We start from the raw sequence: 26,982 nt of genomic DNA, 5'->3' as shown, positions 1-26,982 counted from the left end.
TCCAAAACAGCATGAACTTCACACAACTCCACCATTTAATTCAGAACTTAAATTCCGCTGAACATCGACAAGTTGACAACTCCTTTGAGGATAAGGAAAGTAAATACTATCAACTATACGACCACTTAGTAGGTCAACCACTCCCTTTTTCAGAAAAGTTACTTAAAGCATTTTGTCTAAAAATCAATATATCTGAAGGTAGTCTCCGCACCTACCGAGGACGATTATCTAAACAGATTAGCAGACAACTACTTCTTTTAGATGCGAAGGACAATGCCTTTTTTCAAATGCAAGAGCACCTGACTATTGCACGAATTTATATCCGTAAGGAAGCTTATGAACTAGCGGATGAAGAGCTAAAAAAAGCAGAAAAGCTAGAAAAGGAAATTGTTCACCCCGGCAGCAGATGGGAAATCAATAGCTTGAGAGCCCGACAACTATTCCAAGAGGATGAAAGAAGTATAGAAAAGGAATTAGATCGTTTCCATCGCGTTATGCAAAAAGCCGCAAATGACTTTCAGCAACAGGTCGACATTAACCTCATCTATCAAAAATTATTCAGTCATGGTATGCGCCAAAAAAAGAAAGCGCAGAAATGGCAGGAAATCATTGAAGGAATCAAAAAAATCGAGTTTCCAAGCAATGCTAGTATAGAAACCAAAGTGGATTATATTGCTATTCAAAACAGGGTTCATTTATACCACAAACAACCCGCAGAAGCATTAAAGTACTCTCAGCTTGGATTCGAAATATTTGAAAAAAATCCACACCTTAAATCAAATTTCCCTCGCTACTATATCACTCTCTTAGATCACTATATTTCATCAGCTGCTCAAATGGAGCTTTTTGATCTAATGAGAGATCTTCTCGGCAAACTAGACGAAATAATCACCGATGATCCACTAGTCGCATCAAAAAAACAGGCTGCATTTATCTTTCATTCTTTAACACTCATCTGTTATGACACTTCAACCCGTGATACCTTGTCGATTGGTACATTAGAACAGTTGAAAACACTTTACGAGCAGTATGCCAGTCGGTTTCTGCCGTCACGGCGGTTATCAATCAATTATTTGTTTTGTCATATCTATCTCGTTCGTCTCGATTATGGTGCAGCCGAGTACTTCGCTGATTTCTTCGACATCCATGTTCGCAACACCAAGCGGCCTGATCTGCAACGCATCATTATTCTAGTGAAGAATTTTTTGGATGTTGTCGTAAATGAATACGAGAACCCAGAAAGCATTTTCCAACGGGATCGAAACAAATTATACGACTGGGGAAAAGAGTCTGATTACGAAGTAGTTGTCTTAAGAAATATCCAGAATATACTCGAGTGTCCTCCAATCAGAGCCGCTAAAAAAGAGGTCTATGACAAATTCAAGGAAGAACTTTTGGCAACTGCCGACCCACACACAAAAAAAATGCATAGCGGTGCTATACTTTTTGATCAACTACTAACAGCATTAAAGAAAAGGTTGAAATAATGGGGCTTTCCTAAAACGCTGGAAATACAAATTCAAAGCATCAGCCCTCGGTAAACTTCCATCCCTTTGTGGTAAAATTCGTTGATTTTTGTAGGGGATAGTAGTTTGCCGTGTTTGTACAATACCAGGTAGAACCCTAAACCTTCCATGGTCCACCCTTTCTCGATGGCAAAAAAGCGCAGGATTTCTTCCTTAAAGTTGTGGCGAATAAAGTCTTCATCTTCTCCGGTAAGGCGATAATTATTGGAAAAATCAAGATGCTGCTCAAAGTCAATATCTTCCGTTATCCCTAGCATTTCTCCAACCCGGTGGAAGAAATATTCAGGGCGCATATAAAACTCCGCAAGCCCCAGTTTTCGCGATTCCAGGAAAAAAACCGTCTGTGATACCCTTTTGGAATGCTTGCCCGCAAACTTGAGATAGTGATAATCGAAGACATGTACCCGTGATTCCAACAAGCCATCTTCGTAGCTCATCACGTGATAAAAACGCCCTCGAAATCCACGCCTGAACAAGCGAAAATCCTGAAGTTGCTGACCAATCCCCCACTGGTCGGTAGGGTGATATTCAAGCTTCAAGTGACTGGCCACTTGTTTGAGATGATCTGCTCGGCTACGTTTATTCAGCATAATGCTTCGTTATTGCTTGATCAATTTTCCAGTTTTTTCGCCCGTAGTGGTACGGATTCGATAAGCATACACCCCGGCGGGGAGGTCGCTTATATCCAATGTTTGCAAGCCGGCATTGACCGTAAGGGAGCGCAGCAGTTTCCCTTCCGTAGAAAATATTTCCAGCTGTGCTGCTTCTTCCAATAGAGGTAAATTAATCCATACTTGTCCTTGCGTAGGGTTGGGAAAAATCCGCCATTCTTCCAGATAAGCCTCTTCATTGGCAACCACTTGCATCGCTCGCTCTACTGCGGCAAGGACATCAATTCGGCCATAGCCGTAAGTGGCATTAGGAATAGCCATGCCCGGAAACGGACTACAGTCCTGGTCGCTCAACATCGGCACTGCTGTTTCTTGCAGGATGGCTTCAATGGTATCCACTTCACCCGCTAGCTGAGGTGCTGCAGAAATCATCAGCGCCACAGCCCCCGCCACGTGAGGCCCCGCCATACTGGTACCATTCCAGGTAGCGTAGCCATTGTTGCGAACCGCCGAACGTACTCCTACCCCCGGAGCCACCACATTGGGCTTGAGCCGAAAGCTGCTGTCTACAGCCACCGATCCCCGGCTACTAAAATTGGCGATGGTATCATTGTTACGACTGGCCCCCACACTGAAAGCGCCTGCAAAAATAGCTGCTGGTGCCCGTACGGTGTTGCAATTGGGACCACTATTCCCTGCCGATACGACGACTACGACTCCCGCAGCACGCAAGGCCTCAACAGCCGTTTCCATTAAAGCAAAATTCAGCGGATTACAGCCCTCCACTTCCGGACAGCTCCACGAATTATTGATCACATGTGGTGCTTGTGCAGGATCGGCATTTTCACCATTAAGGTCAGTCGGAGCCAGAAACCAGTCGAAGCACTCAATGTAACTTGCTGGGCTGCCCCAACCTCGCTCCATATTCCGGCAACCCATCCAGTTGGCAGCGGGTGCTACCCCGATCTGATTGTCTCCGCCATCATCGCCCACCATAGTGCCCATGGTATGGGTACCGTGATTGTTATCATCGCAAGGCACGTTGACATCCAGCCCGCACGGGTTGTTATCCGGGCTTACAATGCTATCGTTATGTAAAAGATTAATTTCCCGAATCGCATCATGCCAATTATAATTATGGTCAGCATTGACACCATCATAGCCACGGTATTGTTGGATGATGGTAGGATGCTCCCATTCGTAACCTGTATCTTGCCCACCAACGGTTATCCCTTCTCCGCGAAAGCCTAAAGCCCATACGTCATCGGCATTGATCCGCTCAACGCCCCATTCCACGACGCCACGCCCGCCGGATGCTGGCGTAAGATCCAACATCGGACGATCCAACGCCGTCCAGGGATTGGGCTGCAGGTTAGCGACCTCCTCCATCTCTGCTATCGCTTTGGCCAAAGGCAAATCCACCTCCGTCATCAGCGCATTCACGATTGCAAAAGAACGAAACGCCTGTCTTTTCATAAACAATAGCGCCTTTACCCGTTCTTGTGTACGGCTGGCTACGGCTTTTACCTGCTGGTAAACAAATTGGCCTTTCGCCGCTTTGCCGCGCAAACGGTAAGCCAGACTAAGGTCTGCTTGCTCTTGAAAGGCAACGATCACTTCTACCCTGGCTCCGGCTTCTAGTTCGGCAAGCACTTGGGGATCAATTTTTGTTCGCCAATCTCCAGCACTGAGCGTCAGTGAACTTAGTAAGATCGTCGCTAAAAAAAACAGTTTTCCGTAACGCATAAGATGTTGATTGAGCATAGACAAAGTGCTAAAAATACGCATAGTAATTTGACGGAAATAACTGATTCCATTTTTTTTAACGATTCGCGAATATTTTCACGCAAGTTCCTTTTAGTCACTTGCTTAGAAAATTTTAGCGAATCAAAAATGGAATCAGTTATTTTTGTTCCGTCACATACCTTGCCTGCTACCCCAAAAGTTTTGATAAATTTATAGCCAGTAACAAGACAAATAGTGTAAGCCAGGTTTTCGGCATTTTGCCGAAAGCCCAGCTAAAGCAAAAATACATGGCAAAAACAAATCATGGTGCTAAACATCATCTCCGGCAAGACCCCGTGCTTGCACCTCTCGTTGATAGCATCTACCTGGAGCCCCTCGACCTGACCAACGATATTTATCTCCGGCTATTGAGAGCCATCGTTTACCAACAGTTGTCGGGCAAGGCTGCCAATACCATTTACCAACGTTTTATCAGCTTGTTTCCCGAAGCTTACCCTCATCCCGACCAACTCCTTCTTTTCCAGGAAGACGAGTTGAGGGCCGCAGGACTTTCTCGGCAAAAAGCACATTATATACAAAATGTCGCGCGCCACTTTTCAGAACAGGAACTGCACCGACAGGATTGGTCAAAAGTTGCTGACGAGCACATCATGGAACAACTTACCGCTATCAAAGGCGTAGGCAACTGGACGGCGCAAATCATTCTCATGTTCAGCCTGGGTCGCAAAGACATCTTTCCCAAAGGCGATCTTGCTATCCAGCAAAGTATGCAACACCTTTATCAGCTTTCAGGAACAGGTAAACAGCTTGAAAAAGAGATGGAAAAAATAGCACAGGCTTGGCGCCCTTACCGCACTGTGGCTTGCCGGTACCTCTGGCAATGGAAGGATACGGCACTTTAGTCACTGGCCACTTATTCATCTTAAGTTTTATTACGCTCATCTAAAAAATAAAATGGGACCAGTGAATTCGTATACTTTCAGAAAGCAAAAATCGCAACACCATAAATTATCGCACTATGCACCCTCGTATTCAAAACCAGCCTTACCTACTTAGTTTCCTCCTATTCTTTGCTACCCTAGTTACTGGGTTTACCCAAACGACGGAAGACTGGCAAGGCAAATGGGACGGAGCCATTGAGCTCCCTTCTACGCCACTGGCTTTGCAGATAAAGCTCATCAATACCGACGGTACCTGGGAAGGCTTGATGGATATCCCCTCTCAGCGAATCAATGACATGGCCTTGGCGGATTTGAAAATCGAAGGGGATCAACTTTCCTTCAAGCTCCCCGAGGTACCCGGCACCGCTAGTTTTACAGGTAGTTGGAGCCCCGGCACGGTAACGGGAACCTTCAGCCAAATGGGGCAAAGCTTCCCTCTGGTGCTCAAACAACAGGATGCAGCCGCCGCCGCTGCTCTTCAGGCAAAAATTACACGTATCAAAAACCTGGTGGATTCTTTCCGTATCGGTGCTGAAGTTCCAGGCCTAGGCCTAGGCATCATCTACAAAGGAGAGGTCATCATTGCCGATGGCTTTGGCTTACGCAATGTAGAGGATGGTATTGCCGTAAACGCTGACACGCGCTTTGCCATTGGCTCCAGTAGTAAAGCATTTACGACCATGGGCCTGGCCTTACTAGCCGACGAAGACAAACTCGACTGGGAAACTCCCCTGAAAAAGTACCTGCCCGACTTTAAACTCTACGACAATTTCGCAACTGAGGAAATGAACGCTATCGATCTTACCTGTCATCGTTCGGGCTTGCCGCGCCATGATTTGATGTGGTATGCCACCGACTTTTCCCGCGAAGAACTTTACCAAAGGTTACAATACCTGGAACCATCCGCCTCTTTCCGAAGTAAATGGCAGTACCAAAACCTAATGTATATGACGGCAGGTATTCTTACCGAACGGCTCAGTGGGCAGACTTGGGAGGCTTATATCCAGGAAAAGATCTTCCAACCATTAGGAATGTCCAGCACCAGCTTTTCGGTAACCGAAATGGAACAAACCGACAATTTCGCTTACGGTTACGGCAAGAAAGAAGAAGCAATCACACGCCTACCCTTCCATCAACTCGATGCTATCGGGCCGGCTGGATCGATCAACGCCTCCGCAACCGATATGCTCAAGTGGGTAGAGCTCCAACTAGGTGACGGGCAGTACAAGGGCCAGCATTTTGTAAGTAGTGGTCAGTTGGAATTGATGCACAAACCCCAGATGCTGATGTCACAACCACTGATTGCCAATCCCGCAGTCTCTCACCCTGCCTACGGTCTGGGCTGGTTTACCTATGATTATGGAGGACTTACCGTGGTAGAGCATGGTGGAAACATCGATGGCTTTTCGGCACTCGTATTCATGGTTCCCGACGAAAGCCTGGGGCTGGTAGCCCTGACCAACAAGAATGGTACCCCATTAAATTATGTACTCGCTTACACCATTACTGACATCCTTTTAGAGCGCGACGAGCAGGATTGGTACGAACTGGTTTTTGGCGACAAAGAAGAAGATGAACAAGAAGACGACAACAAAGACAACAAGGAAGAAGCCAAAACGACGCCTCCCCTCCATCCTTTAGAAGATTATGTAGGCACTTATCAGCACCCCGGCTATGGCGATATCATCATCAGCCAACAAGACAAGCAACTGGTGGCAACTTATTACCACTTCAGTGGAAAAATGGAACACCAGCAATACGACACCTTCAAAGGAAAGACCGAAGGAGAGGACATTGTATTGGATGTGCGTTTTGTAACCGACCGCAATGGGCAGATTGAAGCCCTCTATTCCTTTCTCGACGCGAGCGTTCCTGAAATTCGTTTTGCCAAACAACCCGGAGAAAAGCTGAGCGATCCCGATTTTCTGGAAACCCTTACCGGTACTTACGTTCTCGACAACAGCATTGAAATCAAGATTAGCCTGGAAGGAACCAAACTAAAAGCAGACATTGTGGGCCAACCCACATACACGCTGGAGCCACACCAGGGCACCTCCTTCAAGCTGAATTCGCTACAGGGCTTTACCATGGAATTCATCATGGAAGGCGATAAAGCTACCGCATTGGTATCGCACCAGCCGAATGGTGATTTTCGGGCGAAGAAGGAGTAGGATGAAGGTTGGAAAAGTGTAAGGGTAGGGCTGTTCAATCTGATGCTTTTCCGATGCGACGGATTTTAGCACTTTCTTGATAGGCTAAATTGCTACGTAAAGGTGCACTTAGCAATGTGGCGTTTTTATCGGAGCGTTCAGCAAGGAAATTAATAAGACAGCACTTTTGCAAATAGGTGCAGAGCCCCAAAGCCAAGCTTCCCCAGAAAAGGTTGGCTTTGGGTTAACCATGTGAGAATTGGATTGTTAGCTAACAATAAACTATTTTTGCCCGAACATCTATTCTGGTATGGTCAAGTCTTTGCGAACAATTCAGGCTCCTATAGTGGAGGAACTACAAGAATTCGAACAGCGGTTTCGAGATTCGATGCGTAGCCCAGTCCCTTTACTTGACCGCATTACTTTTTATATTGTTCGCCGCAAGGGAAAGCAGGTGCGGCCCATGTTTATCTTCCTTACCGCCAAACTTTGTGAAGGAATCACTGACGCCACCTACACCGCAGCCTCTCTGGTGGAGCTGCTTCACACGGCCTCCCTTGTGCACGATGACGTTGTGGATGATGCCAACGAACGGCGGGGCTTCTTCTCTATCAATGCCCTGTGGAAAAACAAAGCGGCGGTTCTCGTCGGTGATTTTTTGCTCACCCGCGGCTTGGCACTGGCTCTTAAGAAAAAGCAATACCAGCTTCTTCAGATTGTCTCCAACGCCTTCGAAGCTATCACGGAGGGAGAACTGCTCCAGCTGGAAAAAGCTCGCCGACTGGATATTGACGAAGAAGTTTACTACGAGGTGATCCGAAAAAAGACGGCCAGTCTCATTGCCTCGGCCTGTGCTGCCGGAGCAGCCTCTACCACTACCGACGAAGAAGTCATTGAAAAGATGCGTCTCTTTGGTGAAACCATCGGTATGGCCTTCCAAATCCGAGACGATCTTTTCGATTTTGGTGCCAGTGACGTGGGCAAGCCACTAGGGATCGACATCAAGGAAAAGAAAATGACGCTGCCGCTGATCTACGCACTACAGCAGACCGACAAACAAAACAGAAAAAGCATTATCCGCAAAATCAAGCGGCACAGTGAAGAACCTGCAACCATCCGCGAAGTCATCGAATTTGTTCGCCAGAGTGGTGGCCTGGAATATGCTCGCAAGGTGATGTTCCAATTCCGGGACGATGCTTTTGAAATCCTGCATACCTTTCCGACCTCTCCCGCCCGGGAGTCGCTCGAAGATTTGGTGAATTTCGTGGTGGAGCGTGAGAAGTAGACTTGTTCTGCTGGGGCAGTTTAGTAATTACAGCCGGTGAATAACTTCCAGACTGGCTTGCCAATAGCCACCTTTGATCAGTTGAGCATTGTTGCTATCGGGCTGAAGAAGATTAAGCGGTTCAGGAAGCTGCCAGGAAGCAAATTGAAAATGCTCCCCCAAACACGCTTTGATTCGGAGCTGGATTTTTTCGGTAAAGACGCTTTCTAGTCCTGCAAAAACCTGCGCCCCACTGTATAAGCCTGCCCCTCCTTTTACCTCGTAAATGATAGGTAGTGGATTTACGAGCAATAGGCTCGTACCGATATTATCGAAACTATACTCCGAGTTTACGGAAAAACCCAAAAAAGCCTGTCCCCCCAATAAGGGATGGTATTTGCCCCCGTTGTTCAGTTTCAGCTCCAAACCAGGCCCCATCAGAATATTGTCAATTCGTAAGGTTTCTTCCAAACCATAGATGCGATCAACAATTACATCCTCGCCTTCGGCCCTTAGTTGCTGAAAACCCGCGTGCAGAAAACAGGTCATGGTTAATTTAGGTAGGATCAGCACATATTCAAGATTGCCCCCATAATGAAATGACTCAAGTGGTTGGGCGGCATATGAAATTGTCTTCCTCCCCTGTGCATATTGGGCACCAATACTGATTTGCCAATAACGAGAAAAGGGTGGGTTCGATTGAGCGCATAAAGCAACAGTCAAAGCTACCATTAAGCAAGAAAGTGCTAAACGAGTTGTGAAAATCATACGGTCCAAGATGATCATGAGCTTAATATTTTACCACCGGTGAACGACCTCTAAGCTCGCTTGCCAATAACCCCCTTTAGCCAGTTGTGCCTTCGAGTAAGTTTCAAAAAGGAAAGGAAGCTCCCAAGATGCATATTGGTAGTGCTGGCCTAAAGCAGCCTTTAACCGGAGCTGCGTTTTTGCGCCAAGCTCTCTTTCTAAGCCAGCAAAGAAATGCCCACTATTGTACAGACCTGCACCACCCTTTGCGGAATAAAATGCAGGCAGGTTATACTGTTCATCCATTCCGACATTTCGGAAAGTATATTCGGAATTAACCGGAAATCCCAGATAAGCTTGTGCCCCCAGTAAAGGATGATACTTCCCCTTGTTATTCAACTTTAACGATAAACCTGCGCCCGTACGGATGTTATCTATACGCAGGTTTTCATCCAAGCCAAAATCGTTACTGTACAAAACCTTATCGCCTTCCCCCCTTATTTGTTGGAAGCCCAAATGCGCAGCATAGATTATTTTAATACGAGGAAGCGTAACTACGTATTCGAGATTGGCTCCGAAACAGAATGCATCAACCGCCGAAGCGGAATAGGTAAGGGTATTTACACTTTGAGCATATTGAGCACCAGCGCTAATTTGCCAATTACGAGTACCAGCAGAGGGTGATTGCGCGCACAAAGAAAACCCCAAGGTCACCAGTAAACAAAAGAGTAGAAAGCGAGTCGTTGATATCATAATAGCATATTTTGAGCGTCGTGTTTCTTAGGCCCGTTGAGGCTCGTTTGAGATATGAACGCCCATTTCAGCTAAAATCGGCAAGCATTAACTATTGTTAAATGTTAGAAAAAAATGCTTTCTTTGGTGAAACCTTAAGCTATGGAGCAGTTCTTACCCTTCTTGGGTATTCCCCTCGTTTTTATTGTCTTTTTTGTCCTCTTTCGGTATGTCTTTCCCCGACTGGGAGGTTGGCGGACTTTGGCTGAACGCTACAGCACATCCTTGAAGCCTTCGCAAATAGATGGCGAACGCATCCATTTTGGGGAAATCAATGTCGGTGGGCTCAATATGAAGAACATGGTCAAAGGCTATAAAACCAAAGAAGGATTATTCCTCACGCAGTACCTGTTTTTCCTGGGCAACACCCCCAACCTGCTGATTCCCTGGAAGGTTTTCCAAACACCTGAACGCCGAGACTTCCTTTTCATGAAACGCGTACGCTTGTACATAGGGTTTCCAAGTACTACCTACCTGGAGATACCACAAAAGAAGTACCTGGAGATTGAAGATCACCTGCCCAAAAAATTGCGGGAAGGGTAAAGTCGTAGAGGGATTAGGGCTTGCTCCGCGCCCTCAGGGTAGAAGGTAGAGGGATAGCAAACGATTAGAGCATGTTTAGGACTTGTTGCTATTGCGTTCTTAAAACGCTGAGGAGGAACGACAACTCCGAGGAACGAAGTGACAACTCTGAGGAGCTTGCGACGATCAGCGAAGCTAATCACCGAAGGTCATCACCGTAAGGTAAAAAGAAGATTCAACACTCATGCTCGCTACAAAAAACGCTACTTAAACAGCTACTTTTCGCGAGAGGACACGCCCATTCTAAACGTGCTATAATGCCTTCGGCAGGAAATAAGCGTCTTTGAAGGTTTGACCGTAGCTTGGGCTTCAGCCCTACGGTTGGGACACATCTCGACCATAATCAGGAGTGGGATCAAGAAAAAACACCTCGGAGAGGTGGAATATTGGTAGAAAAGAACGAATAAACAAGGAAACGACCTCGGATGAGCCCGTCTGGCCAAGGCTTGCCGGACAGGGTCGAACAATCGAAAATATCGACCTCCTCATTGATTTATGTTGAATTTAAGACAATTGGAATTAATGTTCGACCTCATCCGAGGTCGCATTAACGCTGATCAATAAGGTTCTACCAATAGATGACCTCTACCGAGGTCAACAAAGACACAAATGTGTCCCAACCGTAGGGCTTCAGCCCGAGCGTAATCTTCACGCTCGGGCTGAAGCCCAAGCTACGGTTAGTACGGACACTTAGTGCTGAAGGCACTAGTTTATTTGCACGTAAAGATATGCGGATTCCCTAGCCCTCCGGGGCTACTCAAAGTGGCGATGCCATCGTCTTGAATCTCTTGGTATCTGCTGCCTAAAAATCGTCATCATCCATACCACCACCACCTTCGCGCTCACCACGGTTGCGTTGGCGCTTATCCTGGCGTAGACTGTAGTTGAAGCCCAGGTAAACAATCCGGCTTTCGCGCTGGTAGGTTGCATCGGAGGTAATACCATCAGCGATGGTCAGGAAGCTAAACTTGCGGGTTTTAAACAAATCCGAGGCTCGCAAAGTGATGGTTCCTTTGCCTTTCAACACTGGCTTACGAAATCCAAGGTCAATAGAACCAAACGCTCTCATCTCTCCCTGCGGACGCACGCCAGCAGAACGATAGAAACCAGTAAGCTGTACACCAAGGTCTTTGAACAGGGTATAACTCGCTTGCATTCTTCCCGAGAACTGGTAGCCAGCAGCATTCAAATCCGACTCCAGGTTGTTGTCATCTACTTCGGTACGGTAGCCATTGCCACTGATCACCAACTGCAACTTATCGACCGGGCGGATCGTGCCGATGATCTCAACCCCATAATTTCTTCCGCTGGCCAAGTTGGCCGTGGTTCTAAGATTCACGCCGGTGACGGGGTCGGGAATAGTGATGCGGGTAATCATATCGGTTGTCTCCCGCCAATAAGCACCCAAGGTAAGCGATCCTTTCTCTGCACTTCGCAAGTAATTGAACTCATAACTATTCGTGTACTCAGGCAATAAGAAAGGATTGCCCCCACGTGGATTCAGCGGGTCATCAAAATCAATAAAAGGATTTAACGACCTAAAGCTGGGGCGATTGATCCGGCGACTGTAATTGAATTGCAGCCCTGAACGGTCGCTCATCTGGTACGTCAAAAAAGCACTGGGGAAAAGGCTAAAATAATCATTGGGATAGGCCTCTTTAGTGGGCTCAATCAGCTCTGCCGTGGTATAAGTTTGCTCTGCTCTTAAACCAGCTTGCCACTCCCACTTTTCGGCAAAACTCCCTTTCAAGATGCCGTATGCTGCGTAGACATCTTCCTGATAGCTAAACAAATTACTGAAGCTCTGCAGGAAGACAAAATCGTTGATATCTGGGTCAAAATCGAACAGTTGGTTGTCAATAGATACCCCGCGTAGGGTTACCCGACTACCCGTTTCAAGGGTGGTTTTTTCACTCAGCGGATGGGTGTAATCGCCTTGAAACAACCATACATCATTTTGCTGAGGCTGGGGATTCAACTGACGGTCCATCGCAAAAATGGAACCATCTTCGGCGAAGAAATCTTCGAAGAAATTCTCATTCTCCATCTCGTCCTGCTCCGAATGCTGGGCACTGAGGGTAAGCTCCCGTCCTTTTTCACGGAAACGCTGGCGGTAATCCAGGTTGAGCTCCCATGAATCGCTGGTTTCTTCACCAACTTCCCGGCGTAAGCTGCGATAGAGAAAATCATCATTGCCGTCTAAAAAGAGATTATTCCGGTTGGAGGTATTGCTCCCGGAACGATCAGAATAGTTTCCCCGTAAGGAAATACTACCACGTGAGCTCACAAAATATTCCACCCCTCCCTGGAAAGTGTGGCTCAGTCGATTGCGATCCCCGTTGATATCCTGGTCCTGCACCCAGGAGGTATCTGCCGTCATGGTGGTCCGGTAAAGCGCACCCCGAAACCAGCGGTCATCATTGTTATAACTGTAGCCCGTTTGGAAGTTGAACTTACCCACCCGGTAGTTCAGGTTCAGGTTGCCATTGTATTTATCGTTGGTACCGATATTTATGGAACTCTGGATATTGAAACCCTGCTTATTTTGTTGCTTGGTGATAATATTGATGATCCCTCCCATTCCTTCGGGGTCATATTTTGCGGAAGGATTGGTCAGTACTTCAATACTTTCAATGGTTCCTGCAGCCAACTGCTGCAAAAAGCCCTGCCGGTCGAGCCCTGTCAGTGCCGAGGGCTTTCCGTTGATGAGGATACGGATATTGGCACTGCCTCGCAAGCTGATGTTACCATCCAAATCGACGGTAACGGAAGGGATATTTCGCAGGAGGTCTTCTGCCGTTCCTCCGCTGCTGGCCATATCCTGTTCAACATTGAACACCTTACGGTCCAGGCCAAACTCTACGGCTGCTCGTTCAGCTGTTACTTCAATTTCATCGAGGTTGTTGGCGCCTACCCCCAGTAAAACCTGGCCCAGTCTACCCATTCGCTGTTCCGCACTCAGGAGGATACCAGTTTGCTTGAAGCTCTCGTAACCCAAGTAACTGATTTCTATATCATAATCACCGTAAGGCAAATCTTTGACGACAAACAAACCACGTTCATTGGTGGTCGTTCCGGTCAGCAAATCCGTTGTTCCTGCTTGATAAACCAGCACATTGGCCAAAAGAATAGCTTCTTCCGTTTGTCCATCGGCAACCCTACCAAGGAGGGCTCCCGTACCATCCGCTAGCTCTAGCTGAGGGCCTCCGCCTGGTCGGCCGCCACCTGGGGGTTGAGCAAAAACAAACAAAGGGAAAAAGAGCAAGCTTGTTAGCCAGAAAGTAAGTGTTTTCATTATCTAGTCTTCGAGTGATTAAGATTGGTATCAGGATTAGACTTTCGTCAGCCAGCAATTTTTCCCGATGAATAAAATTTTCGCTTTTTTCAGCGCAATCAATGAAAAACCCCCTTTCCGTAGTTTTGTTTGCTACCAAAAGGGGGTTAACAGATTATTAGGAACTAATCTGAAATTACTCCAACAACAGCGTTTTACGAATATAACGACCGTACTTACGGCGGTATACGCGGTAAACCCGCTTCATGTGATGGTAACTATATGGATTGACATCCTCTCCTTGTGGAGAAAGAAAGCCCTGTTGCTTCATCCATTCATCGTTGAATATTTTCCCCAGGTAGCGGCTACCATGGTCAGGGAAAAGCACCACAACGACATCGGAAGGCTTTAGCTGATGGCGGAGCTTGAAGACCGCATCCATGGCTGATCCGCTGGAATAGCCTACCATCAGACCTTCTTTGCGAGCCAGGGCGCGTGCGCGTAATGCACTGTTGCGGTCGGTGACTTTGATAAAGTCATCAATGACATCAAAATCAACATTATCAGGGATAATCGTCTTCCCGAGCCCTTCGACCTTGTAGGAATAGATTTCATTTTTATCAAAAACACCCGTCTCCCAGTACTTTTTGAGGACGGAGCCGTAAGCATCTACCCCAACAATTTTGATATCGGGGTTCATTTCTTTGAGGTATTGGGCCGTTCCCGAAAGGGTTCCACCGGTACCCGCACAACAAATGTAGTGGGTAATCTTTCCTTCGGTCTGTTCCCAAATTTCAGGGCCGGTAGAGTGGTAGTGAGCGAGCTGGTTGTTTTTATTCCAGTTCTGGCGTAAATAAACCGAATTGGGAATATCTTTCTCCAGTTGCTCCGCCCGCGAGTAGTAGGAACGAGGATCTTCTGGCTCTACATCTGCCGGGCAGATCACTACTTCTGCCCCCAGGCTACGAAGGAGGGATAGTTTCTCTTGGCCAGCTTTACTGGTCACTGTAAGCACACAACGATAGCCTTTCAAGGCGGAGACCATTGCGAGACTGTAGCCCGTGTTGCCACTGGTAGCTTCAATTACGGTACCACCAGGTTTCAAAATACCTTTGATCTCTGCTTGTTCGATCATGTATCTTGCGACCCGATCTTTAGCAGATTGGCCAGGATTAAAGGCCTCGACCTTAGCATAAACCTGGGCGGGAATTATTCCTTGAGTGATGTTGGACAACTTAATCAAAGGAGTATTTCCAATAGTTGCTACTACATTTTCGTGATGCATAGGCGCTTTATTTAATCAAGCAATAGGCCGTTTAACCAGCCCTTGGGCAAAAAAAACAAAAAAAAGAACAAGATTCTTACTGGCATTGTTCTTTTTAGACAAGAATGCCTAACAGACAAAAACCATGTCTCTCAGTAATCTTTAGCGAAAGATAATAGAATTTGCTTGAATCATTCCAGAAAATAAATCGATATTGCTTCGTTATTCCGAATACTCATCCTTATTTCTACTGCAAAATTAAAAAGCTCGGCGAAAATTAGCCCGATCACAAACTTTATTTTCCATGCCCACTGTAAATACTGTTATTAAGGCAAGAGTTATTCTCTATGATCACGGCCGCATTTTGTTACTAAAACAAACCAAACCTAACGGAGGTAACTACACCCTGGTAGGAGGCACAGTTGAAGCAGAAGAGTTTGCTATTCAGTCACTTATCAGGGAAAGTAAGGAAGAGGCAGGCATCACATTAGAGCAAAAAGACTTGACCCTTGTACACGTCATGCACAAGCGCTCCAAGACCGAACACCGCATCGGTTTGTTTTTCAAAGCATCGCGCTGGGAAGGTAAATTAAGGGCTCGTGAGAAAGAAAAATTCAAAGCTGCTCACTGGTATGACCTGGATCGGCTACCCACCAACATCACCCCTACCATTCAGCAGGTACTGAAATGCTATCGTAAAGGCATCTTTTACTCTGAAATGAGCAGTAAAACTACCTAGTAATATGACGGAAATAACTTATTCCATTTTTTCCAACGATTCGCGAATATTTTCACACAAGCTCCTTTTAGTTGCTTGCTTAGAAAATTTTAGCGAATCAAACCTGCCTACCTGCGGTACGCAGGCAGGAATGGAATAAGTTATTTTTGATCCGTCATCTAAAATCAGCAGCTAGCTTAACCCTTGATGACCGACGAGGCTGCTTGTTAGAAGGTGCTGATTGGTCAGGTAACAGCTTGCGCTGCTGGAGGTTGGTGCTATCACTCTGCTCCTGGCAACTGGGTGTTCTGCTTCCTTTATCTTCCTCCTGGTCGCCGTGTGCGGCGTAGTCCTCACGCTCTACAAACTGCTCTGATTTTGGGTCAAATGTCAAAACGTGGTAGCCTTTTTCACCACTCCAGGGACTTGTGTACGGGCGAACGTAGTAAATTTCACCAGTCTTGCGATCAATCCGTTCTTCGATGGTTTCATCAGCAGCAGCAATCATGGCCGCTTTCGCGGAAGGATCCTGACGAAAGAAAGCTGGATTAGAAAGTGCTTTTTTTGAATTGCACTGCGCAGCCAGAGAACTCGAAAACAGGGTCAGTAACAATACGGTAAGTACAAATAGCTTTTCCATAATACTGATTTGTGAGATAGCTCATTACGCATCATGAAAACTGATGCGTAAGCAACGATCTATTTTTTTTACAAAAATCGGGTATCTTAAAGGTATACATTTTGATCTTCTCTACCCTCTTTTACCCATTTTTAATGATACAACTGGCTCAACTTTAACAATCTGTTTAGAACTTTCTATAAAAAAAGAGGAGCGACACTAGCCTTAGTATTCGAGCTAAAATAAGATGATCCAATTTGTTTCAAGGCTTAGTAAGAAAAAGAACGCAACTTCATTTCACTCAGTTGCTTATCTTTTTTTACTAAACCCAAATTGGATCACCTTATTTTTATACGCTCACTTATGCTGTGCCGCTCCCCTTTTTACGATTAAATACTTTTCTTTAAAACTTCAAGCCAACGCTTAAGCTGAGGATATTGTTTTTACCTTCTCCGTTCTCGAAGAAATTGGTCAGCCCTTTCTCGTAAGTCAGGTCAGCCGTGAAGAACAGCAGGTCGATACCTACTCCCATATTAGCGCCCCAGGTAAGGCGATTGAGCTCATCAATAGAAAAGTCAAAATTATCCACTTCTTTCACTCCCATGACATAAGTAGGAACGATACCTCCCTTGAGGTGAAGGCCCAATAAACCATTATCGCCAATCACTCGAAGACCTACATTGAGCGGTACTTTGAGGCTTTGAATAGTGGTCTCTTCCGAAAAATTCACCTCCGTATTCTGATTGATATCCTGCATCAAGCGCGCGGTATAGCTTTGGTATTGAACGCCGGGATTGAGGAACAAGACTCCATCGCCCATCCGGAAATCAAGGCCGGCGTGCCAGCCCGTACGTGCTTCGGCGTCAAAATCATTCAACTTAGCGTCCAGTGCAGATAAGTTGACCCCCACTTTGGGTGATACACGAACCTGAGCCATCAGGGTCTGGGTGGTAAAAAACAAACTCAGGGCCAGGGCTGCGAACTTCAATGTTTTCATTTTTTGGTTGTTTTGGTGTGGAGAACAAAAGGTGCAAGAATAGTTTTGGCCATTCTTGTATTGGTTCTCAATTGGTTTCAAATAGATGATGTGGGAAGTAAACGTGCCCCCTTGCTCAAGTCTTGTAAAGGAAACGTTAAAGTTGAAGTGAGCTAGTGGAGCGCCCTGAGCGTGGCTTCGAAAGAGTGAGTTCAGCGTGGGCTGTGCTTACTTCACCTGAATTTCCACAATCGGAATCATAATTTCGACGCGGGTACCAGTAGCTAGGCCGGTCTTTTCATCGTAGAGGTCGATGGTACGTACTGATACTTCTTGCTTTTTGGTTCTTCGCAGCAACTCTAGCCTTTTTTCGGTAATCTGTGTCCCGCGGGAGCGGTAATTCTGGCGATTGGGATCGTTATGCTGCTGAGCCAGGGCTTTTTTCCGCCCAATGCCATTGTCTTCTACTATGCAGCAGATAGTATCATCATCCCATAGTTTAAACTGTACGGTGATCAAGCCATCTTTACGGGAACGCAGGCCATGCTCCAGGGCATTCTCCACGTAAGGTTGCACAATCATGGTAGGCACGCCGAGGATATCCTCCTCCAGGTCGTCATCCACCACTACGCGATACGACAACCGATCTTCAAAGCGCAGTTTTTCATTGATATAAAGGTAATCCTGAAGAAACTCTATCTCCTTTTCCAGGGAAATACTTTCTTCATCGGAATAATCAAGGCTCTGGCGCATCAGTTTAGCAAATTTGGCCAGGTAACGCGAGGCAATGGCTCCCTTATTAGAGGTGATAAAATGCTGGATGGAATTCAGGGCATTGTAGATAAAGTGTGGGTTCATCTGCGCCCTGAGTGCTTTCAACTGTAAGCGGGTCGCCTTGAGTTCCAACAACTCTGTCTCCTGTTGTTTACGCGCAGCCTGGTATTTCATTTCCAGTTCCTGCTGCTGCCGACGATCCTGGTCTTCGAGATAAATCTCCAGGAAACGATCGTGCTCAAGTTGGTACTCGTAAGCCAGTTGGTAATTTTCGATTTCTGCGTAAAGAGCAGCAAAATCACTGTGCACCTCCGCCAGCATTTTGTAATCCTCTTCAGCTTCGGCATAGCGTAAAGCTTCCGTAAACGAGGCTTGTGCTGCTTCGTAATTCTCTTGTTCCGTTTGGATACGTCCCCGCCAGGAGGCGATGACACAGAGGTTGCTAAAATCATTAGGATTCAGCTCCTGATGGAGGTGTTCGGCCCGGTGCAGCAGTTCCAATGCTGCGGTAAAATCGCCTTCTTCAAAGGTACAGAATCCCAGATTGGCGTAAGCACTGGCCCGTGCTTCCAGGCTAAGATCATCACGGGTATCGATCACTTTCTGGAGAAAGTCCTTTGCGGATGCCACATCTCCTAGTCCAATGTAGGCCCGACCGACGTTGAGATAATGCCAGGCCAGCCGGTTGGACATGCCCAGGCGTTCGCACAGGTCGACTACCCGCAGAAAGGCCCGAACGCTTTTTTCGTATTCTTCGTTGTGTTCATAAACTTGTCCAAGCCCCGCAAATGCCAGCGAACGGAAGTATTCGTCGCGCAGTGGCAGCGACTCCTCCTTCACTTCCAGCATAGAAATGGCATTGAGAAATTGCTCCGTAGCAATCGAGTGGTTGCCGGCATGCAGGTACAAGTAACCTTTTCGACAAGCAATCCGAGAATGAAGCTGCTGGTCAGGAAAATTCTTTAATACCTTCAGTGCTTTTTGCAAAAAGCGCTCTGCTGCCTCCAGGTCACCAAGGTTGATGGAGATGCCCGCATATTCGATTTGTAGCTCAGTGAGTTGCTTGATGGAGCCGGCAGCCTCCAGATAATCTATCCCTTGCCGGGCTGTTTCCGCTGCTCCTGTGAAATCATACAATTGGTTCTGAACGACCATTTTGTTGAGAAAATACCTGAACATGAAGTCTTCCACCTCGTGTTGCGCCAGGAGCTTCCACTGTTCGAGCAACAATTGCTGGGCGCGCAAAACATTGGTATAGGCGTAGTGGCCAGCCAGCTGATCAATGATCGCCAATCGCTGGAGAGGGTCTTGCTGCTGGGCGAGTTTCTGCTCCCACAGCCCTGGTTGGATTACAATTCTTTCAGATGCCGCGAACATAGTTGTCACAGAGTTTGGTGGACAGAAAGTATGGGTTTTTACTACATAGGGGTCGGCTTTTGCCTAAACTACTTTGAGTGGCATATCCGTTGACAGACTATAAAAAGGGATGAAGAGATAATCTACCGATCTTAAAGTGTTTTGGTCGATAGATCAGACTAAGTTATTTGTGTTCCGTCACTAAGGTACAAAGAATGGTGAAATAAAAAACAGGACTACCATGCGGTTAGGCAAGTAATCCTGTTATTTGATTTTTGTAGCTGCTGGTGATAAGTACAGCAAAGTTAAGGGAGACCACTTCGGTAAAACTACTGAGGCAAAATGCCGCCACAACCTTTGTTCCAACGCCGCTTTTTACGGCCGCCTTTGAACTGGGTCATTTCTTTTTTTGGCAATGGTTTTAAATCCTTATCTTTTTTGAGTTTATCAATGCCAGAGTTTTTGTCTTTGGCCATGGTTCTCGATTTAAGGAAAAACGTTTTCAATGTATGCAAGTGCCTCTCAATGCACTAAGCGGGAATAAAGATAGTTAAAATAATCGACTTAACCTACCTCTTCCTGCTTCTTAACTACCGGATCATCAACGGATTCGAAGATAAATAATTAGCATACCAATATTAACACAACCGTAATTCAGCTTTAGCCAACCGCTTACAAGCCATTTTGCAGCCTTTTCATCTGCTCCATAAACGCAGGGCGGCGCCGACGGGAAACTTCAATTTTAATATCATCATCCATGATTAAATATCCTCCGTCCCCTTTGACAAATTTCCGCATATAGTTGAGGTTGATCACATGCCTTTTATGTACCCGATAGAAGTTGAAAGGAGCCAGCATATCCTCGTAAGCTTTGATGGTTTTCGAGGCGGTTATCCGCTCTCCTCCTTCGAGAAAAATATGGGTATAATTATCTTCTGCTTCAAAGCGCACGACATCTTTGATGTTGACAAAATAGATGCCATCCAGTGCCGAAATGCTCATCTTGGTAAAAGCATTCGGGTTATTCATGTAGTTCTGGAAGATATCCAGACGCTTGTCGATCTCATTTTGTTTATCAGGCTGAATACGTTCCACGGCTTCTACCAAAGTATCAGGATCAATGGGTTTCATCACGTAACCGATAGAACTGTACTCACAAGCTTTAATGGCGTAGTCTTCGTAGGCTGTCACAAAAATGACGTCAAAATCTACGGGTTTTAAGCGATTCAGGAGCTGAAAGACCAAGCCGTCTGGCAGACTAATATCCAAAAAGGCTACATCGGGGGTAATCCGTGGATTAGAAAGGAGCTTATAGCCTTCATCCACCGATCCGGCAGTACCTATGATTTCTACGTCTTCACAGTGTTCTGCCAAGAGACTCTTAAGATTATTTAATCCATTAATCTCATCTTCAATGATAACAGCTTTAATCACGTTTACTAGTTTTTGGTTTCCTCTTACCCGCCAACACGGTTACGGTGCTGAACGCGCAGGAAAAGATAAGTAGGTAAGTATACAGTGGTAGTTTCTCGTGGTATGCTTGGTATGCTTGGTATGCTTGGCCTAATCACTTAAATTGAGCGATTTAGCCACTGAACTATTTGACGGAAATAAGTAAAACAACTTTCTTTTGAAATTTTTAAAAATCGAAAGCTGTTACACTTATTTTTTCTCCGTCACTAAAGCAAATGTAAGTATTATTTTTGGCTTCGAAAACACTTAGTGTATGAGCAAACCGCAGAATAAACCAAAGCGCAAAGCAGCGCATCCCCCACACTTCAATCCTACGCGGGATAAACTACATGAAATCATTTTCGAAGCAGATACGCCCATAGGGAAGGCTTTTGATATCGTTTTGTTGGTCCTGATTGTGCTCAGTATCCTGCTGGTGATGCTGGAGAGTATTGACAGCTTTCAAGCTAGTCACCGCAAAGTTCTCGTTATTATCGAATGGGTACTAACGGTCATTTTCTCGATAGAATATATCCTACGCTTGTGGTCGGTCTATCATCCATGGAAGTACGCCCGGAGTTTTTTTGGAATCATCGACTTACTGGCTATTTTGCCTACTTATATCGCGTTTTTCTTTGGTGGTGCCCAGGCTTTTTTGGTCATTCGCGCCTTACGGCTGATGCGTATCTTCAGGATTCTCAAGTTGGGTCATTTCCTTTCGGAAGGGCAATACATTGCTTCCGCACTACGGGCCAGCTTCACGAAAATCACTGTTTTTCTGTTTTTTATTTCCATCCTGGTGACCATTTTGGGGGCCTTCATGTACTTGATTGAAGGCGGTACCAATTCAGGGTTTTCCAACATTCCCAGTTCTATTTACTGGGCCATTGTAACCCTCACCACGGTAGGTTATGGCGACATTACTCCTGCTACTGCTATAGGGAAGATGCTTTCTGCCGTCGTGATGGTTTTGGGTTACGCGATCATTGCCGTACCTACCGGCATTGTTACTGGCGAGTTGATCAAGCAAGCGCGTGATACCCGCAACAATACCCAGGCTTGCCGCTATTGTGGCGAAGAAGGGCATGATGATGATGCTGCCTACTGCAAATATTGTGGCAACCTCCTGAATTTGCCCACCATTGATAATGATGATGAAGAATCTTCGGTGTTGTAAATTTCCGTAGAATACGGTGTATCTTCCGCCTTTTAAAAAAAGACCACACCTTATCATGGAACCCAATTCTTTTGATGCCGAAGCTGTATTCCAGCGCGCGATGACCGCTTACCAGGCCGGGCAGCTGGTGGAAGCTGAACAACTGCTGAGAATTATTCTGGTAGAAATCCCCACCCATGATGGCATTATGACCACACTAGGGGGCGTACTACTGGCCAGTGGTCAGATTGCGACAAGCATTGAACTACTTCAGGAAGCCATACAGCTGAATGCTGCCAATCCCGATGCCTATCTTAATTTGGGTATTGCCTTTCAACAAAGTGGAAATACACCACAAGCCATTGCGGCTATCCAACAGGCCAGTCAACTTGCGCCACAGCGGCCCGATATTGCTTACAACCTCGCCAATGTACTGCTGGAAACACAACAGTTTACTGAAGCCATTCAGGTTTTACACGCGATCATCGAACAACAGCCTGATTTTCTACAAGCTTACGATACCTTGGGGGCCGTCTACCATTACCTCCAAAAGACAGATATCGCCCAACAAACCTATGAACAAGCACTGCTCATTGAGCCCAATGACCTCAAGTTGCTGACCACCCTGGGTAACCTCCTGGCAGATACCGGACAGACGGCTGCTGCTACCACCATGTTCCAACGCACCATTGAGGCTCATCCTGATCATTTTTTGGGGTACGCCCTAATGGGGAAATTCTATCTCGATCTTGGAAAAAACAACGAAGGGCTAGCTACGCTGGAAAAAGCTTATTCCCTTCATCCCGGGGATCTCAACGTAAATATCCTACTGGGTAATGCCAACAATGAACTCGGCCGCACTGACCAGGCCGAACAGTTTTACCGACAAGCTTTAGACATCAGCCCCGACGATCCTGGCGCACTCAGCAATTTCCGGCGTTTGATGAGTAGTAAAATACCCTATTGGCATTTTGAGATGCTGGCCGACAGCGAGCGCAACAATGCCTATCAAGCCGCCATTGAAAAGGCCGTGACTCCAGCTACCCGCGTATTGGATATTGGCACGGGATCGGGTTTGCTGTCCATGATGGCCGCCCGCGCAGGCGCCGAACGCATCGTCGCCTGCGAGATGAATGAGCGACTGGCAGCTACCGCCGATGAAATCATTGCCCTTAATGGCTACGACCAACAAATCGATCTTTTCTCAAAAAAGTCGACCCAACTGAAAGTAGGGAAAGAAGTAAAAGAGAAAGTGGATTTGATCATTTCAGAAATCCTGGATGTGGGTGCCTTCGGAGAAGGGGTCTTGCCTTCGATCCGGCACGCCGTGCAAAACCTGGCGAAGCCGGAAGTGAAGCTTATTCCAGCAGGATTGCAGTTGTTCGGGCAGCTGATTGAAATTCCGTTCCGCAGCAGGATTGCGCCCGTAAAGGAGATCGCAGGTTTTGATCTTTCTCCTTTTGAGCAGTTTCGAATATCCGATGAATATTTTAGAATCATCCTCAAAGCAGAAAATTACCAGGTGCTTTCTCCCGTCATTCCTCTGATGAAGGTAGATTTCTACAAGCTCCCGCCCGCGTATCCAGATGATCGCCCCATGGAAACTTTCCACGAGTTCTCCATCGAGCACAATGGCAGCTTACAAGCCCTCGTCTTTTGGTTTGATCTCCAATTGGATGATGACATCATCGTCTCCTCTCGCCCCGAGGGGGAGTTGGAACACTGGGGCCAGGCTCTTTTTTGCTTCCCTCAACACCCTGAAGTCAAGAAAGGCGACAAGGTGAGGGTCAAGATGTTGCAGAGTGATATGATGATTAGGTTTAGGTTGATGGTTTGATGGTTTGATGGTTGATTGTTGATTGTTAGTTGGTGACTATCCCTGAAATACGTTGACAACAAATTTAGTTAAAAATGAAGTCAACGAATAAGGTTAATCGGCCCAAAAGGCGTCGTAATTACAGTGAAACCTTTAAAAAAGCGCGAGTTAAGGACTATGAAGAAGGTACCTTTAGCGTGGCCCAGATAGGTCGTTTATACAGCATCCATGTAAATATTCTGTACCGCTGGATAAGTAAGTACAGCTCGTACGATCAACAAAAAGCGATAATAGTGGAAGTACCAAATTCCCAGACGGAGAAGGTTAAATTGCTGGAAAAGCGGGTGGCTGAACTAGAACGTTCTCTAGGTCAAAAACAAATTAAATTGGACTACTATGAGAGCTTTATAGAGGAGCTTCGTGAAGCAGGAATAGATGTTGAAAAAAAAAGTGGTTTTACGACTCCCTTGTCCGGCTCTTGTCGAAATACAGATCAGAAATGAAGAGTCCAAGTAATGAACAAGTATATGCTGCACTAGGTACTTCGCGTCAATCGCTGTCGCAATATTTACGTCGGCGAGCGGATTATCAGGACGGGGTGTATTCAGCGGAAGCAATGCTGTTGACACACCGTGCAGATCACGGAGGTTTGGGTCTTGAAAAGGCCTACTATATGATCCAGCCAGAAGGACTAGGTCGCGATGCATTTATTCGAGAGATGACTCTATTGGGTCATTCGCTGGAACGAAAAAGGAGCTATGTTAGAACTACGAAGAGTGGTGGTTTACGGTATCCTAATTTAGTTAAGTTACTTACTATCATAGGTTTAAACCGAGTTTGGCAATCGGATACGACTTACTATCGCCTAGAGGACAAGTATTACTATCTGACGTTTATCATAGATGTGTATTCCCGGCTTATAGTGGGCTATAGCGTAAGTGATAACCTCCGAGCTAGAGCAAACATAGAGGCTCTGAAAATGGCCTTGCGGTTGCGTCGTGGTATGGATTTGAGTGAACTGATCTTCCACAGTGACGGGGGCTCCCAGTATCGCAGCAATGACTTTATAGAAGTATTGAGGTCACGAGGAATCAGCTCTAGCATGTGCATTACAGCATTGGACAATGCGTACGCAGAGAAGCTCAATGATGTGATCAAGAATGAATACCTTGAGCACTGGCCAATCAGAGATTATAGAGCACTGAGAAGGTACGTGAAGAGGGCTGTAGAGAACTACAACAAAGTGCGTCACCATAGTCAGTTACCGCTGCGAATTGCACCTTTGGGATTTGAATGTTATCTTGAGGAGAGTAAGGGGCAAAGACCACCATCGTTGTTGATACGAGACGGCGAAGCAAAAGAGTTGGAATACCAGCCAATGGCGGCTCAGAATCTGACTTATCCCAGTAGCGGAGCTTTTGATGGGACAAGTCAGATTCTGCCCGCATTTGTTAAGCTTGGTTTGCCAAAAGAAGATGGACAACTAGCACTTAGCTTTTAAGTAGAATGATTGATAAACCTGTCAACGTTATTTAGGGAAGGTCATGGAAGGGTGTAAGGGTGTAAAGGTAGACAGCATCAGATGGTACAACCTACCCTTACACTTATCCAACTTTTACCCCAAAAAACCAGCCTTCTAACTCTTACTCGCGTTAAACAAACTCCGGGCCGAATACTTCCTCTACCTGGGTGCGGAGCATTTTTATTTCTTGCTCGCGGGATTTTGGGCAGATCAATAAGACATCGCCTTCATCGACAATGATGTAGTCATCCAGGCCGGCAATGACGGCCAATTTGTTGCCGGTAATGCGTACCAGGGTATTGTGGGTATCGTGCAAAAGGATGCTTTTGCCCTGGACGGCGTTGCCATCTTCGTCCTGCTTCATTTCCTGGTGCAGACTAACCCAAGCGCCGAGGTCACTCCAGCCAAATTGGGCGGGGATGGTGAAGACGTTGGTTGCCTTTTCCATGATCGCGTAATCAACCGATATTTTTGGCGTCTGCGGATAGACTTCGTCGATGAAGGCCTGTTCATCAGCCGTGTTGTAACAAGCCAGATTTTGCCCCAAGAGCGCCGTAATTTCCGGTGCGTGGGTATTGAAAGCGGCCAAGACCGTAGCAGCACGCCAAACAAAAATACCCGCATTCCAGAGGTAATCACCGCTGGCAAGAAACTCGCGAGCCACCTGCAATTCGGGTTTTTCAGTAAATCGTTTTACGGGGTAAACACCATCGCCACCATCGCCAAATTGGATATAGCCATAGCCGGTATGTGGGCTATCGGGCGCAATCCCGAGCGTCACCAAGGCATCGTTCGCAGCGGTAAAAGACAGTGCTTTGCGGATGTTATCAACGAAAAGTGGCTCGTTGTTGATGAGCGCATCACTTGGCGCAATCACCAGGTTAGCCTCGGGATCAAGCTGCTGAAGCTTGAAAGCCGTATAAGCAATGCAAGGGGCGGTATTGTTGCGGGAAGGCTCGCACAAGATCTGATTTTCCGTCAGCTCCGGGAGGTGTTCCAGCACCTGCGCTTTGTACTGTGCGTTGGTGACAATGAAAATTCGATCTGCAGAGGTGAGGCGTAAAAAACGTTCGAAAGTCAGTCTTAGCAGGCTCTTGCCCGTACCGAGAATATCTAAAAATTGCTTAGGGCGTTCCTCCCGGCTGGCAGGCCAGAAACGGGAACCGACCCCACCCGCCATGATGGCTACGTAAGTGTGTTGATCTTGCATGAAGCTAATAAATACGTTGATAAAAATTAACCACTAAGGTAAGGAGGTTTTTTTGAAGTCGGAAAAAAGGGGGGTAAGGGGGTGTAAGGGTGTAAAAGTGTAAGGGTGTAAAGGTAGGTTGTACAATCTGATGGTAAATTAGGTTGCGCGTGGCTTTAGCCCGCAACGAGTTCTCTCCTTTCTATGAGTGCGGACTGAAGCCGCGCAACCTGCCTAAGTGCACCTTTACGTAGCAATTTAGCTTGTCAAGAAAATGCTAAAATCCGTCGCATCAGAAAAGCATCAGATTGTATAGCCTAAGTGTAAAGGTGTCAGGGGGAGTCATCAGAAGTAGTTGGTGCTACTAGCGTCAATCACCCAACTCTTACACCCTTACACTTTTCAAACTTTTACACTTTCCAAAGTCGGAAGTGGGAAAGCGGAAGTCGGAAATAGTTGATGCTACTAGCGTCAATCACCCAACTCTTACACCCTTATACTTTTCAA

General features: G+C 46.4%; 22 protein-coding genes. 10 read left to right on the top strand and 12 right to left on the bottom strand.

The window, feature by feature from the left end:
- Positions 1–11: 11 nt before the first annotated feature.
- Positions 12–1,487 (top strand): hypothetical protein, encoded by a 1,476-nt coding sequence (locus AB0L18_RS11470; RefSeq protein WP_367392727.1) that lies wholly within the window; start codon positions 12–14, stop codon positions 1,485–1,487.
- 32 nt (positions 1,488–1,519) lie between these two features.
- Here AB0L18_RS11470 and AB0L18_RS11465 read toward each other — a convergent pair whose 3' ends face one another.
- Both AB0L18_RS11465 and AB0L18_RS11460 read right to left on the bottom strand, forming a co-directional pair.
- Positions 1,520–2,116, bottom strand: coding sequence for a hypothetical protein (locus AB0L18_RS11465; RefSeq protein WP_367392726.1), 597 nt, complete (start codon positions 2,114–2,116; stop codon positions 1,520–1,522).
- A gap of 9 nt (positions 2,117–2,125) precedes the next feature.
- Positions 2,126–3,883: a S8 family serine peptidase gene (locus AB0L18_RS11460; protein ID WP_367392725.1), complete on the bottom strand. Its 1,758-nt coding sequence runs from the start codon at positions 3,881–3,883 to the stop codon at positions 2,126–2,128.
- A 287-nt stretch (positions 3,884–4,170) separates the two neighbouring features.
- Here AB0L18_RS11460 and AB0L18_RS11455 point away from each other — a divergent pair, with 287 nt between their 5' ends.
- The 3 genes from AB0L18_RS11455 (at position 4,171) to AB0L18_RS11445 (ending at position 8,259) form a co-directional block, all read left to right on the top strand.
- Complete coding sequence (locus AB0L18_RS11455; protein WP_367392724.1) at positions 4,171–4,785, top strand: DNA-3-methyladenine glycosylase; 615 nt, start codon at positions 4,171–4,173, stop codon at positions 4,783–4,785.
- Positions 4,786–4,901: 116 nt separating this feature from the next.
- Positions 4,902–6,995 carry a serine hydrolase gene (locus AB0L18_RS11450; protein WP_367392723.1) on the top strand — a complete coding sequence of 698 codons (2,094 nt, stop codon included), beginning with the start codon at positions 4,902–4,904 and terminating at the stop codon, positions 6,993–6,995.
- A 289-nt stretch (positions 6,996–7,284) separates the two neighbouring features.
- Positions 7,285–8,259, top strand: a complete 975-nt coding sequence (locus AB0L18_RS11445; RefSeq protein WP_367392722.1) for a polyprenyl synthetase family protein — start codon at positions 7,285–7,287, stop codon at positions 8,257–8,259.
- A 27-nt stretch (positions 8,260–8,286) separates the two neighbouring features.
- Here the strand turns inward: AB0L18_RS11445 and AB0L18_RS11440 are convergent, their stop codons facing one another.
- Together AB0L18_RS11440 and AB0L18_RS11435 are read right to left on the bottom strand one after the other, a co-directional pair.
- The gene (locus AB0L18_RS11440) at positions 8,287–8,787 is read right to left on the bottom strand and encodes a hypothetical protein (RefSeq protein ID WP_367392721.1); all 501 of its coding nucleotides are present in this window, start codon (positions 8,785–8,787) and stop codon (positions 8,287–8,289) included.
- A 249-nt stretch (positions 8,788–9,036) separates the two neighbouring features.
- Positions 9,037–9,738, bottom strand: coding sequence for a hypothetical protein (locus tag AB0L18_RS11435; protein ID WP_367392720.1), 702 nt, complete (start codon positions 9,736–9,738; stop codon positions 9,037–9,039).
- A 141-nt stretch (positions 9,739–9,879) separates the two neighbouring features.
- Between AB0L18_RS11435 and AB0L18_RS11430 the strand changes: the two genes are divergently transcribed.
- Entirely contained in the window at positions 9,880–10,320 is a 441-nt protein-coding gene (locus AB0L18_RS11430; RefSeq protein WP_367392719.1) for a hypothetical protein, read from the top strand.
- An 841-nt stretch (positions 10,321–11,161) separates the two neighbouring features.
- Here AB0L18_RS11430 and AB0L18_RS11425 read toward each other — a convergent pair.
- Both AB0L18_RS11425 and AB0L18_RS11420 read right to left on the bottom strand, forming a co-directional pair.
- Positions 11,162–13,654, bottom strand: a complete 2,493-nt coding sequence (locus AB0L18_RS11425) for a TonB-dependent receptor (protein ID WP_367392718.1) — start codon at positions 13,652–13,654, stop codon at positions 11,162–11,164.
- Between the two features lie 175 nt (positions 13,655–13,829).
- On the bottom strand, positions 13,830–14,918 hold the full coding sequence (locus AB0L18_RS11420) for a PLP-dependent cysteine synthase family protein (RefSeq protein ID WP_367392717.1): 1,089 nt from the start codon (positions 14,916–14,918) through the stop codon (positions 13,830–13,832).
- A 283-nt stretch (positions 14,919–15,201) separates the two neighbouring features.
- Here AB0L18_RS11420 and AB0L18_RS11415 point away from each other — a divergent pair, with 283 nt between their 5' ends.
- The gene (locus tag AB0L18_RS11415) at positions 15,202–15,636 is read left to right on the top strand and encodes an NUDIX domain-containing protein (RefSeq protein ID WP_367392716.1); all 435 of its coding nucleotides are present in this window, start codon (positions 15,202–15,204) and stop codon (positions 15,634–15,636) included.
- 154 nt (positions 15,637–15,790) lie between these two features.
- Here the strand turns inward: AB0L18_RS11415 and AB0L18_RS11410 are convergent, their stop codons facing one another.
- From AB0L18_RS11410 to AB0L18_RS11390, 5 genes are all read right to left on the bottom strand, one after another.
- Positions 15,791–16,255 carry a hypothetical protein gene (locus AB0L18_RS11410; RefSeq protein ID WP_367392715.1) on the bottom strand — a complete coding sequence of 155 codons (465 nt, stop codon included), beginning with the start codon at positions 16,253–16,255 and terminating at the stop codon, positions 15,791–15,793.
- Between the two features lie 382 nt (positions 16,256–16,637).
- On the bottom strand, positions 16,638–17,231 hold the full coding sequence (locus AB0L18_RS11405; protein WP_367392714.1) for an outer membrane beta-barrel protein: 594 nt from the start codon (positions 17,229–17,231) through the stop codon (positions 16,638–16,640).
- A gap of 207 nt (positions 17,232–17,438) precedes the next feature.
- Positions 17,439–19,361: a histidine kinase gene (locus AB0L18_RS11400; protein WP_367392713.1), complete on the bottom strand. Its 1,923-nt coding sequence runs from the start codon at positions 19,359–19,361 to the stop codon at positions 17,439–17,441.
- Between the two features lie 308 nt (positions 19,362–19,669).
- A complete protein-coding gene (locus AB0L18_RS11395) occupies positions 19,670–19,816 on the bottom strand; it encodes a hypothetical protein (protein WP_367392712.1) in 147 nt (48 codons plus the stop codon).
- 196 nt (positions 19,817–20,012) lie between these two features.
- Complete coding sequence (locus AB0L18_RS11390) at positions 20,013–20,774, bottom strand: LytR/AlgR family response regulator transcription factor (RefSeq protein ID WP_367392711.1); 762 nt, start codon at positions 20,772–20,774, stop codon at positions 20,013–20,015.
- A gap of 292 nt (positions 20,775–21,066) precedes the next feature.
- Between AB0L18_RS11390 and AB0L18_RS11385 the strand changes: the two genes are divergently transcribed.
- The 4 genes from AB0L18_RS11385 to AB0L18_RS11370 all read left to right on the top strand — a co-directional run bounded on the left by AB0L18_RS11385 (position 21,067) and on the right by AB0L18_RS11370 (position 25,265).
- Positions 21,067–21,969, top strand: coding sequence for an ion transporter (locus AB0L18_RS11385; protein WP_367392710.1), 903 nt, complete (start codon positions 21,067–21,069; stop codon positions 21,967–21,969).
- Between the two features lie 55 nt (positions 21,970–22,024).
- Complete coding sequence (locus tag AB0L18_RS11380) at positions 22,025–23,785, top strand: tetratricopeptide repeat protein (protein WP_367392709.1); 1,761 nt, start codon at positions 22,025–22,027, stop codon at positions 23,783–23,785.
- 74 nt (positions 23,786–23,859) lie between these two features.
- Positions 23,860–24,267, top strand: coding sequence for a transposase (locus AB0L18_RS11375; RefSeq protein ID WP_367389166.1), 408 nt, complete (start codon positions 23,860–23,862; stop codon positions 24,265–24,267).
- Complete coding sequence (locus AB0L18_RS11370) at positions 24,264–25,265, top strand: transposase (RefSeq protein WP_367388625.1); 1,002 nt, start codon at positions 24,264–24,266, stop codon at positions 25,263–25,265. The genes AB0L18_RS11375 and AB0L18_RS11370 overlap by 4 nt, the downstream gene beginning before the upstream one ends.
- Positions 25,266–25,416: 151 nt before the next feature.
- Here the strand turns inward: AB0L18_RS11370 and AB0L18_RS11365 are convergent, their stop codons facing one another.
- Positions 25,417–26,496 carry a mannose-1-phosphate guanylyltransferase gene (locus tag AB0L18_RS11365; protein ID WP_367392708.1) on the bottom strand — a complete coding sequence of 360 codons (1,080 nt, stop codon included), beginning with the start codon at positions 26,494–26,496 and terminating at the stop codon, positions 25,417–25,419.
- Positions 26,497–26,982: the final 486 nt, after the last annotated feature.

Origin of the sequence: Lewinella sp. LCG006 (assembly GCF_040784935.1) — a bacterium.
GTDB lineage: Bacteria > Bacteroidota > Bacteroidia > Chitinophagales > Saprospiraceae > Lewinella.
The sequence above is the reverse complement of the archived record's forward strand: the minus strand, read 5'-3'. Positions and strand labels throughout refer to the sequence as shown.

Excerpts from the sequence above, each read along its gene's own strand:
- AB0L18_RS11415 (WP_367392716.1), top strand. The coding sequence starts at position 15,202 with ATGCCCACTGTAAATACTGTTATTAAGGCAAGAGTTATTCTCTATGAT.
- AB0L18_RS11405 (WP_367392714.1), bottom strand. The coding sequence starts at position 17,231 with ATGAAAACATTGAAGTTCGCAGCCCTGGCCCTGAGTTTGTTTTTTACC.
- AB0L18_RS11460 (WP_367392725.1), bottom strand. The coding sequence starts at position 3,883 with ATGCGTTACGGAAAACTGTTTTTTTTAGCGACGATCTTACTAAGTTCA.
- AB0L18_RS11385 (WP_367392710.1), top strand. The coding sequence starts at position 21,067 with ATGAGCAAACCGCAGAATAAACCAAAGCGCAAAGCAGCGCATCCCCCA.
- AB0L18_RS11430 (WP_367392719.1), top strand. The coding sequence starts at position 9,880 with ATGGAGCAGTTCTTACCCTTCTTGGGTATTCCCCTCGTTTTTATTGTC.
- AB0L18_RS11365 (WP_367392708.1), bottom strand. The coding sequence starts at position 26,496 with ATGCAAGATCAACACACTTACGTAGCCATCATGGCGGGTGGGGTCGGT.
- AB0L18_RS11425 (WP_367392718.1), bottom strand. The coding sequence starts at position 13,654 with ATGAAAACACTTACTTTCTGGCTAACAAGCTTGCTCTTTTTCCCTTTG.
- AB0L18_RS11375 (WP_367389166.1), top strand. The coding sequence starts at position 23,860 with ATGAAGTCAACGAATAAGGTTAATCGGCCCAAAAGGCGTCGTAATTAC.
- AB0L18_RS11465 (WP_367392726.1), bottom strand. The coding sequence starts at position 2,116 with ATGCTGAATAAACGTAGCCGAGCAGATCATCTCAAACAAGTGGCCAGT.
- AB0L18_RS11380 (WP_367392709.1), top strand. The coding sequence starts at position 22,025 with ATGGAACCCAATTCTTTTGATGCCGAAGCTGTATTCCAGCGCGCGATG.
- AB0L18_RS11445 (WP_367392722.1), top strand. The coding sequence starts at position 7,285 with ATGGTCAAGTCTTTGCGAACAATTCAGGCTCCTATAGTGGAGGAACTA.
- AB0L18_RS11450 (WP_367392723.1), top strand. The coding sequence starts at position 4,902 with ATGCACCCTCGTATTCAAAACCAGCCTTACCTACTTAGTTTCCTCCTA.
- AB0L18_RS11435 (WP_367392720.1), bottom strand. The coding sequence starts at position 9,738 with ATGATATCAACGACTCGCTTTCTACTCTTTTGTTTACTGGTGACCTTG.
- AB0L18_RS11420 (WP_367392717.1), bottom strand. The coding sequence starts at position 14,918 with ATGCATCACGAAAATGTAGTAGCAACTATTGGAAATACTCCTTTGATT.
- AB0L18_RS11455 (WP_367392724.1), top strand. The coding sequence starts at position 4,171 with ATGGCAAAAACAAATCATGGTGCTAAACATCATCTCCGGCAAGACCCC.
- AB0L18_RS11395 (WP_367392712.1), bottom strand. The coding sequence starts at position 19,816 with ATGGCCAAAGACAAAAACTCTGGCATTGATAAACTCAAAAAAGATAAG.
- AB0L18_RS11410 (WP_367392715.1), bottom strand. The coding sequence starts at position 16,255 with ATGGAAAAGCTATTTGTACTTACCGTATTGTTACTGACCCTGTTTTCG.
- AB0L18_RS11470 (WP_367392727.1), top strand. The coding sequence starts at position 12 with ATGAACTTCACACAACTCCACCATTTAATTCAGAACTTAAATTCCGCT.
- AB0L18_RS11370 (WP_367388625.1), top strand. The coding sequence starts at position 24,264 with ATGAAGAGTCCAAGTAATGAACAAGTATATGCTGCACTAGGTACTTCG.
- AB0L18_RS11400 (WP_367392713.1), bottom strand. The coding sequence starts at position 19,361 with ATGTTCGCGGCATCTGAAAGAATTGTAATCCAACCAGGGCTGTGGGAG.
- AB0L18_RS11440 (WP_367392721.1), bottom strand. The coding sequence starts at position 8,787 with ATGACCTGTTTTCTGCACGCGGGTTTTCAGCAACTAAGGGCCGAAGGC.